Origin of the sequence: Streptomyces sp. McG3, from assembly GCF_018619185.1 — a bacterium.
Classification (GTDB): Bacteria; Actinomycetota; Actinomycetes; order Streptomycetales; family Streptomycetaceae; genus Streptomyces.
The window spans coordinates 20,615-29,696 of record NZ_JAAXYC010000077.1; the positions used below are offsets into that span (position 1 = coordinate 20,615).

9 protein-coding genes are annotated in these 9,082 nt (G+C 68.9%); 2 read left to right on the forward strand and 7 right to left on the reverse strand.

What is annotated here, in order from left to right:
- Positions 1–94 precede the first annotated feature (94 nt).
- The 3 genes from HET64_RS15370 to HET64_RS39040 form a co-directional block, all read right to left on the reverse strand.
- Entirely contained in the window at positions 95–1,609 is a 1,515-nt protein-coding gene (locus tag HET64_RS15370) for an FMN-binding glutamate synthase family protein (RefSeq protein WP_215105850.1), read from the reverse strand.
- Between the two features lie 153 nt (positions 1,610–1,762).
- The gene (locus HET64_RS15375) at positions 1,763–3,448 is read right to left on the reverse strand and encodes an acetolactate synthase large subunit (protein WP_215105852.1); all 1,686 of its coding nucleotides are present in this window, start codon (positions 3,446–3,448) and stop codon (positions 1,763–1,765) included.
- A gap of 781 nt (positions 3,449–4,229) precedes the next feature.
- Positions 4,230–4,676 (reverse strand): hypothetical protein, encoded by a 447-nt coding sequence (locus tag HET64_RS39040; RefSeq protein WP_251145351.1) that lies wholly within the window; start codon positions 4,674–4,676, stop codon positions 4,230–4,232.
- A gap of 151 nt (positions 4,677–4,827) precedes the next feature.
- On the opposite strand from HET64_RS39040, the gene HET64_RS39045 reads away from it, so the two are divergent.
- Complete coding sequence (locus HET64_RS39045; protein WP_251145352.1) at positions 4,828–5,523, forward strand: helicase associated domain-containing protein; 696 nt, start codon at positions 4,828–4,830, stop codon at positions 5,521–5,523.
- A 100-nt stretch (positions 5,524–5,623) separates the two neighbouring features.
- Here HET64_RS39045 and HET64_RS15385 read toward each other — a convergent pair whose 3' ends face one another.
- Positions 5,624–6,082, reverse strand: a complete 459-nt coding sequence (locus HET64_RS15385) for a hypothetical protein (protein ID WP_251145353.1) — start codon at positions 6,080–6,082, stop codon at positions 5,624–5,626.
- 90 nt (positions 6,083–6,172) lie between these two features.
- A complete protein-coding gene (locus HET64_RS40090) occupies positions 6,173–6,331 on the reverse strand; it encodes a DUF6233 domain-containing protein (protein ID WP_365553738.1) in 159 nt (52 codons plus the stop codon).
- Between the two features lie 132 nt (positions 6,332–6,463).
- On the opposite strand from HET64_RS40090, the gene HET64_RS15390 reads away from it, so the two are divergent.
- Positions 6,464–7,246, forward strand: a complete 783-nt coding sequence (locus tag HET64_RS15390) for a hypothetical protein (RefSeq protein ID WP_215105856.1) — start codon at positions 6,464–6,466, stop codon at positions 7,244–7,246.
- Between the two features lie 281 nt (positions 7,247–7,527).
- Here HET64_RS15390 and HET64_RS40095 read toward each other — a convergent pair whose 3' ends face one another.
- Complete coding sequence (locus tag HET64_RS40095; protein ID WP_365553732.1) at positions 7,528–7,884, reverse strand: DUF6233 domain-containing protein; 357 nt, start codon at positions 7,882–7,884, stop codon at positions 7,528–7,530.
- A 425-nt stretch (positions 7,885–8,309) separates the two neighbouring features.
- Positions 8,310–8,999, reverse strand: a complete 690-nt coding sequence (locus tag HET64_RS15395) for a GAF and ANTAR domain-containing protein (protein ID WP_215105866.1) — start codon at positions 8,997–8,999, stop codon at positions 8,310–8,312.
- Between the last annotated feature and the right edge of the window lie 83 nt (positions 9,000–9,082).

A 9,082-nucleotide genomic window follows, 5' to 3' on the forward strand; every position in this document is an offset into this window, starting at 1 on the left:
CCGCGATACGCACCACCGTCCACTCGGTGCGCTCCACTCGATGGGCGTGCTGCGCAGGGCATGACGGTTGAAGACAGGTGGCCGAGTAGCTGGCTCAGGTGGCAAGCAGTTCGGCGATCTCATGGGCGAGCTCGGGGCCGAGCGAGCCCCAGCCATCCTTGTAGCCGTAAACACTCCCCAGGCTCCGGGCGTCGTAGTCGCCGTTCAGGATGTCTATGTCGGTGGGGGTGATGAGCGACGGGTGGGGGACACCGACGGCGCCCGAGACCTTCAGCAACTCCCTGCGCAGGGTGCGCAGGTACATCGCGGCCCGGATGCCCTTCGAGGGCGCGTCGATGCCGCGCGCCAGCCACGGGTCCTGGGTGGCGATGCCGGTGGGGCACTTGTCGGTGTGGCACTTCTGGGCCTGGATGCAGCCGATGGACAGCATCGCCTCACGGCCCACATTGATCATGTCGACGCCGAGGGCGAACGCGACGACGGCTTTCTCGGGCAGGCCGAGCTTGCCGGAACCGATAAAGGTGATGTCGTCGGTCAGGCCCCGCTCGGCGAACACGCCGTAGACGCGGGAGAAGCCCATGCGGAACGGCAGGGACACCGAGTCGGCGAAGATGAGGGGAGCCGCCCCGGTGCCGCCCTCGCCACCGTCGACGGTCACGAAGTCGACCCCTCGCTCGCCCCGCTCCATCAGGGTGGCGAGTTCCTCCCAGAAGTCCATCTCCCCGATGGCACTCTTGATCCCGACCGGCAACCCGGTCTCCGTGGCCAACAGTTCCACGAAGTCGAGCATCGAGTCCACGTCGTGGAACGCGGTGTGCCGCGACGGCGAAGCGCAGTCCTTGCCTGCGGGAATGTCGCGGATTGCGGCAATCTCGTCGGTCACCTTTGCGCCCGGCAACATGCCGCCGAGCCCTGGCTTCGCGCCCTGCGAGAGCTTGATCTCGATCGCCTTGACAGGCGCGCCCGCGACCATGGACTTGAGCTTGTCGAGGTTGAACGTCCCGTCCTCGTTGCGGCAGCCGAAGTACGACGTACCGACCTGGAGGACGAGGTCCCCGCCGTTGAGGTGGTAGGGCGACAGGCCGCCCTCGCCGGTGTTCTGCATCGTCCCGGCCAGCGCCGCACCCTTGTTGAGCGCCGTGACGGCCGCGCCGGACAGCGAGCCGAAGCTCATCGCAGAGATGTTGATGACGCTCGCCGGGCGGAACGCCTTCGCCCGGCCGCGCGGTCCGCCGAGCACCTTGGCCGAGGGCAACGCCGCCTGCGGGTCGCTCAGATCCGGCAGCGCACCGGCGAACGTACGCTGCTTCACGTATGCATGCCCCTGCACGTGCTCGATGTCGTTGTCGGTGCCGAACCCGAAGTAGTTGTTCTCACCCTTCGCCGACGCGTAGATCCAGCTGCGCTGGTCACGGCTGAAGGGACGCTCCTCGTCGTTGGACGTCACGATGTACTGCCGTAGCTCGGGGCCGATCGTCTCCAGCACATACCTGGCGTGTCCCACCAGGGGGAAGTTCCTCAGCAGCGCGTGCTTCTTCTGCACGAGGTCGCGGGCGGCCACCAGCGCCAACCCCGTGGCGGCTGCCGCACCTATGCTCCGAGCACGCATAACAAGAGTTCCTCTCCTCGACTGGCCGAACCTCACGGTGGCCATCTACCCCGCGCCGCGGAAAAGCCACGCGATGCCGCAGACCCGAGGGCACCGCCCCTGCGGGAGGGCCGCCGCGCAGCCCGTACGGGGTCGGGCCGCGCCGCGGGCGGGTCAGAGCGCCGAGTCGAGGTGCCCGAGGTGCTCGATGAGGTTCATGTTCTCGGCGTAGTCCACAGGGCAGTTGATGATCGACACGCCAGGGTCCGCCAGTGCCTCACGGAGCGTCGGCAGGAGGTCCCCGGCGGACTCGATGTGGTAGCCCTTCGCGCCGAAGCTGCGGGCGTACTGGACGATGTCCGGGTTGCCGAAGTCGGTGTTGGAGTGTTCCCCGACCTCCAGGTCCATCTTCCACTTGATGAGCCCGTAGCCGTTGTCCTCCCAGATCAGCACGGTCAGCGGGATGTTCTCGCGAACCGCCGTCTCGATCTCCTGGGAGTGCATGAGGAACGAGCCGTCGCCGACCGCCGCCAGCACCTTCGTCTGCGGCCTGGCGAGCTGAACCGCGAGCGCCCCGGGCAGCGAGAAGCCCATGGTGGACAAGCCGTTGGAGATGAGGCAGGTGTTCGGCGCGTACGTCGGGTAGAGCCGGGCCATCCACATCTTCAGCGCGCCGGTGTCGACCAGCACGATGTCGTCGCGACCGAGCGCGGCGCGGGTGTCGGCGATGATGCGCTGCGGGGCGAGCGGGTAGCGCTCGTCCGCGGCGCCCTGCTCGAGTTCCTTGGCCAGCAGCGTGCGGGTGGCCGTGGTGTCCTCGTCGTCGATGGTCCAGCGCAGGCCGTCGAGTTCGGTGGCGAGGGCGTCGAGGGAGGCGGAGATGTCGCCGATGATGCCGACGTCGACCGAGTAGCTGTCGTCCACCTCTGCCGGGACGCGGTGGATGTGGACGATCTTCTTGTCACCGTCCGGGTTTATCCGGGACGGGTCGAACTCCTGCAGCTCGTAGCCGACGGCGATGACGACATCGGCCTCCTCGAACCCGAAGTTGGTGTAGTCGCGCCGCATGAAGCCGAACGTGCCGGTCGCGCACGGGTGGTCGTCGGGCAGGACGCCCTTGCCGTGGAAGGTGGTCGCCGTCGACACGTCGAGTGCGGTGGCGAACGCCGCCAGCGACTCCTCGGCGCCGCCGCGCGCCGCGCCGTGTCCGGCGAGGATCACCGGCCGGCGGGCCTCCCGCAGCAGCTCCACCGCCCGCCTGATCTGCTTCGGGGACGGTGCCTCGGGCTGCACGACGTTCCTGCGGAGCGGGCGCAGGTCCGAGCCGTCCGTCGCCTCGTCGACGTCCTCGGGCACGGCGAGGTAGACGGCGCCGGGCCGCTCGGACTCCGCGGTCTTGAACGCGCGCCGCACCATCTCGGGGATGGCCTGGGTAGCCGGGACCTCCGCCGACCACTTCGTGACCGGGGCGAACATGCTCACCAGGTCCACGAACTGGTGGGACTCCTTGTAGTTGCGCTCCTTGCCGACCTGCGCGGTGATCGCGACAACGGGCGTGCTGTTCGTCATGGCGTCGGCGACGCCCAGCATCAGGTTGATCGCGCCGGGCCCCAGCGTCGCGGACATCACACCCGCCGAGCCGGTGAGCCGACCGTGCATCTCCGCCATGAAAGACGCGGCCTGCTCGTGCCGGGTGAGGACGTAGCGGATCTTCTCCGAGCGGGCGAGGGCGTTGGTGAAACGGATGTTCTCCTCGCCCGGTACGCCGAACACCACCTCGACGCCCTCGTTCTCCAGGCAGCGAACCAGGAGTTCGGCCGCTCCGTCGGGGGTCTGCTTCCGGTACTCGGCGTCGCTCACTCTGATCGTGTCCTCTCCTGAGTTTCAGCCGCGCCGATGGGCGGGCCGGTCAGCCGTCTACCCCGGCCGGCCGGACGGACGCCTGCGGGCCGGGGCTACGAGAAGCTCAGTTGGACCCGGGGGCGCGCAGTCCGGGCCTTCGGCGCCGCCCGACGGGGCTGGTACGGGCGGCGCCGCGCGCCCTCGGAAGGGGTCAGCAGGGTCGACGCCGTACTCGGCGGCGAGGTACGCCCTTCGCGTCCCGCATTACGCATCCACAGCACCATCGACGACGCCCGCACCGCCTGACACAGCCACACCCTGCCAGGGCATGATCGAGTGTCGGACCGGCGACCACCCCTCCCCGGTCCGACCAGCACGGCCTGCTCTCACCGCCCGGTTCCCCGGCTTCCAGGGAAGGTCGAGCAGCATGGCGTGGAAGATCGGGGCGTCAGGCCGCCGCATCAGGCAGTAGTCCAGGTACAGGGCGATTCTGCCGGCGTAGACCCGCTCGGTATTCGGCGAGCAGTCCCGGGCCCGCAGCGAAGCGAGACAGGCCACCGCCTCGGTCTGCAGACCGTAAATCCGGGAGGCGACCACCACCCACCGGGTCACGCCCGTTGCCGGAGAGACAGCCCCTTCCGCTACCTAGATCCGTTCCACGTGCCGAACGTAACCACCACTCCCCCACCTCCACCCCGCAGTTCACCCGACACCATCCCTGCAGGTGACAACCCAAACAAACATCCCTCACACCCGAACCACCCCTAGATAAAAGGGCTGCGTGCACACGACAACCGGGTCATCGAGCGCATGGGCGCTGCCCACCACCACCGCGCGGGGACACGTCACGTCCGTGCTCGCCCGCGACCCGCAGCAGCCCCCGGCCGACGAGAACGACGACCAGGGCGACGAGCGTGACGGCCAGGAGCAGGACGAGAAGCAGAAGGACACCACCGACGAGAGCACGGCGGCCGGCACCGGTGCCGACGGCGACGGCGACGGCGACGGCGACGGCGACGGCCAGGAGGACGCCGACAGCGACGAGGACGGCAAGGACCAGGGCGACGAGTACGACGGCGCAGCACCGGGCATGGCGGGCAGCAGCACGCCGCTGCTGCTGCTGCGGTTCAGCCTCCCCCGCGCCCCGCAGGCAGTCGCGCTCTTCCTCCGCACCCCCGTCCTCCGCCCCGACTCCGAAATCTGGCTCACCGGATACACCGCCCTGCGCGGCTGGGTCCGCGAGCACGGACACACCCGCGTCCCCAGCGAGACCACCCGTCGAGCGGGGCGACGACGCCGCCCCGTACGGGCTCGGCACCTGGGTCAGCGAGCAGCGCCGCAGCTTCAAGGCCGGGACACTCAAGCCGTGGCGCACCGACCTGCTGAACGAAGTGGGCATGGTCTGGTCGGTCAGCGACGCGGCGCTCTGGAAGAACCTCACCGCGGCCCGCGACCACCACGCGGTGCACGGCAGCCTGGCCTGCCCGAGGAACACGGTGTGGGACGGGGTCGAGGTCGGGCAATGGCTCAGCAATCTCCGCCGCCCCGGCGGACTGGGCACCGACCCCGTACGCGCCGGCGAACGCCGCCGCGCCCTGGAGGCCATCGACCCCGAGTGGAACCCTGCCGGGTGGCCGGTCGACTGGCAGCGCCACTACGCCGCCGCCCGCGAACTCCTCGCCGAGGAACAGGGCCCGGCAAATGTCCTGCCCGGTGTCACCGTGAACGGATTCGACGTCGGCACCTGGACCCGCCGGCAGACCGACCCCGACGTCTGGAACAACCTGCCGCCCGAACAGCGCGAACACCTGACTGCACTCGGCCTCGCACCCCGAACCACCGCAGCCACCCCGGCCGGGAAGGGGAAGGGGGCCGGAGCGTTCGAGCGGGGCACCATCCCGCTCACCCAGTACGCCTCCCGGGAGAGGCGGGTCGTCGTGCCCCGGGCGCACATCGAGGAGACACCCCACGGAGCCGTGCGGCTGGGCACCTGGATCAGCAACACCCGCAGCCGGCGGAACAAGCTGACCACCGAACAGCGCGAGCAGCTCACCGCGCTCGGCATCGACTGGGCGCAGGAGGCCACCTCATGAGCGGTGAGGAGCGGATCGCAGCGATTCTGTCGGACCCGGAGGTGCAGTGGATCGGGGTCCTGATCCAGGAAGAGGAATCCCGGGCCGGGCGGGAGCTCCATCAGCCGTCGACTGCGCGAGACCAACGCTCGTGGATGACGCCCAGCTTCTGCTCGAACTCCGCATCCCGCATCCGGCTGGTGAAGGCCCCGGGGATCGTGAGCGAACGCCCGCGGATCCGGACGGCCCGCAAGTCCCACCAGAACCCGCCCCGCGTCTGGTGCTGCCGCCTCTCGATCCGCGTGACGTCGCTCCACAAAATCGAGCGACGACTGATGAACGTGCGGAACTCCATCCCTCTCGCGGTCAGGAGCGTTCGGCCATAGCCACGGTTGATCATGTAAAGGAGCGAGGCCAACCAGGCGACCGCAACACCACTACCCCACCACCGTCGATTCGATGTCGGCGCGGTCAACACCACTGCCACCGCCATCCCGGCGCACACGAGCGTCAGGAAACCGGTCCACCACCAGTTCCTCCGCCGAGCAGCAGAGCTGAGACCGATCCATACATCAGGCATGTCCATAATGCTAGCGACGCGCACTCGAACAACGACCGCCCCGACTTGACGAGTTAAACGGCTGAGGTGTCTATCCAGCGCGCCGGGCTGTCACGGCCGGTTGAGGACGTTGTCGGGGCGGCACACCCCGCAGGCCTGGACAACGTCGGCCAGCTCCGCACGGGCACGATCCGCACTGATCGGCTGCGACTGCCTGCCCCCGGGCCCAGCAGTCGCCCCGGGTGAAGGCCGTACTCCGGAACCAGGCATGTGACGTCTGTTCGCTGCTTGCCAACTCGGCACGATACAAGAGGAGATGACCGAGATTTGCGGCCTGAACTCGTCTTGCCTGGTAAGGGGTGAGACTCGGAAAGTTCAGCTCCTTCATACAGGGGGAGCCTCATGGATATCGGCGAGATTGCGCAGCGTTCCATCGAGATCGTCGTTGCTCAGGGAAGCGCGGCTGTAAGCAGTCTGGTGTTCGACACGCTGAGCGCGGGGCCGGAGAGCGAATCAGCGGCCGTGGCGCTGCGGGAAAGCCCCGAGAACCCCGCCACCCAGATCACCGCCTCACGTGCTCTGGAACGGATCCTGGGGGACAACCGGGGCCTCGCTCGCATGCTGGAGACAAAGCTGGAACAGCTGCAACCGTCGAACAACGAGGCGATCAGCTTCGGAACGGGCCATGCCGGTGTTGTCAGCCAGACGGGCAAAGGCAACAGGAGCCACATCGGCAACAAGACCACGAAGCGCGGTGGGGCGTTCTGGGGCTTCGTGGCCGCGGTGGTAGTGATCATCGGGGGCGGATCTACTCTGCTGGTCGTCCAGAATGACTCGGAGCCGACCGTCCAGGAACAGGCGCAGAAGGCGGCTCTGGACTTCATCCGCGCTTCTTACGGCGGAGATGTCGTCACCATGTGCGGACTTCGCTCCGAGAGATACGACACGCTTCCGTGCGACACCGCGGAAGAAATGGAGAGCGCACAGGCGGAAGCCGATGAGGACAGGGAAGACATCGAGCGTGCAGGGCTCACGAAGAACTGGGAAATATCTGACTCGAAGTTCCCCAGCGACAACCGCGCGCTCATCACCCTGGACCACGCCAAAATTCCTCAGTCCGTGGTGGTGGACTTGACGCACGAGACCGGCGCCTGGCGGGTCGCCAGCCTCAAGGGAGCCGTCTAGCAAAGAAGTCCGCAGACTGCGGGAGCGGATGCCGGTGGGTTCCGGACGGACAAGCTCAGCAAGCGGCCGGGGGGGGGTGCCCGCCGCACCGCCCGCTCCCGCCACGGCGAACACCGCCACCGCGGCAACACAACCCACCCGATCCGGTACCGGCATCCCAACCTGCACAACAACGCCCTCCGGCAGTCCCGGCAGGTCGGGGCCAGCATCGGGCGGCAGCCGAGTGCAGGGGTACGTGACACGCCCCCAGCGTTCCCACCCGGACGTGTCACCGACTGCCATCACAGCCTGCTGAGGACGTTGTCGGGGCGGCACACCCTGCAGGACCGGACACCGTTGGCCAGCCCCGCCCGGGCACGCTCCGCACTGACCGGCCTCAGCGTCCCTCCCCCGGCGAAACAGTCGCCCCGGTGAATCTCAGCGACGGGCGCCCCGATACCGACAGCAGAGATACCCACGTCAGGCGTCGGCGCACGGCGCGGCCCAGCGAGCCGGACGGCTGCCGGGGGCTGCGGTGCGCGCTGAGGCTGCGCTGACCGCTCAACAGTCGCGATCTGCTCACGGACCCGCTTCAGGGACAGGTCCAGCCACGTTTCCAGCGTCCGGAGACGCTCCAGGTCAGGCGGCAGATCGGCCATGCTCCTCCGATTCACGCAGCATCCGCACGCCGGTCCCCGCCGGAGCTCCACCCGGGCCGCAGGCGTCCACCCGGCCGGAGCCGACCAGAACGGATGCCACTCGATCCGCACCGACAGCAGGAGCAGGCGGCGGCGCAGCTCGGTGGCGTGGCGCGGGCGCGGCACGCCACGGCGCGGTAGACGCCGTGCCACTCGCGCTGGGCGCGGACAAGGTCGCCGGGGAACCTGATGGAGTCCATCCGCCCCTCGGGGTAGGCGTTCGGCCCGGACCTCAGCGCAACGTGCTCTTCCTGTTCAGGTGCCGGTCCGTGGGGCACCCCGTGGTGCAGGGCCGGAACGGTGACGCTCCCCGCGGGGGCCGACCCGGCGCAGGTTCCCCCTCTACGGAAAGGCTGCCGGGGGAACCGCCCCGAGCCCCGGGGGGGTCAGGGCAGGCGGCCCTGCTCGCACACCTGCCGGGCGATGTCGCGGAGCTTGACGTTGTGGTCCTGCGAGTAGCGGCGCAAGACGTTGAACGCGTCGTTCTCCGCGATGTGGTGGCGGGCCATGAGGATGCCCATGGCCTGGCCGACCTGGTGGCGAGTGGCGACGGCCTGTTCCATCTGCGCGTGGGTACGGGCGGCGGACAGGGCCACGGCGGCATGCGACGCCAGCAGCACACCGGCGGTCTGGCTGTTCCCGGTGAACGCCCCTGGTTCGCGGGAGTAGAAGTTCAGGGCGCCGAAGTCATCGTCATCGGTGAACAGCAGGAAGCCCATCATGCTGCCCACCCCCAGCTTCAGCGCCTCCGGCACGAAACCGGGCCACCGCGACTCCACCAGGGTGAAGTCAGCGATCCGGAACACCCGCTCCCTGGCCGCGTGCCGAGCGGCATCGAAGCACGGGCCCTGGCCCAGCCGGTACTGAAGCTGGTCCAGCTCCACCACCAAAGGTTCCGACGGTGCCAAAGACACCGCCTCCTCGTCGCTCAACAGCAAAATCCCCGCAGCGTCGCAGCCCTCCACCATCTCGGTCGCCGAACCGGTGATCCGCTCCAGCGTCCTGTCCACCGACGGCTGCTCCAGCAGATCATGTGCCATCGCACCCATCTGCTGCGCAAACCCACGCCAGTCCATCCCAGCCTCCTCGGCACTCACCACAACCGGGGCGCCAGCGGCGGCGACTGCCGCCCACACCCGCCCCTCACGCCCTCCTGCCC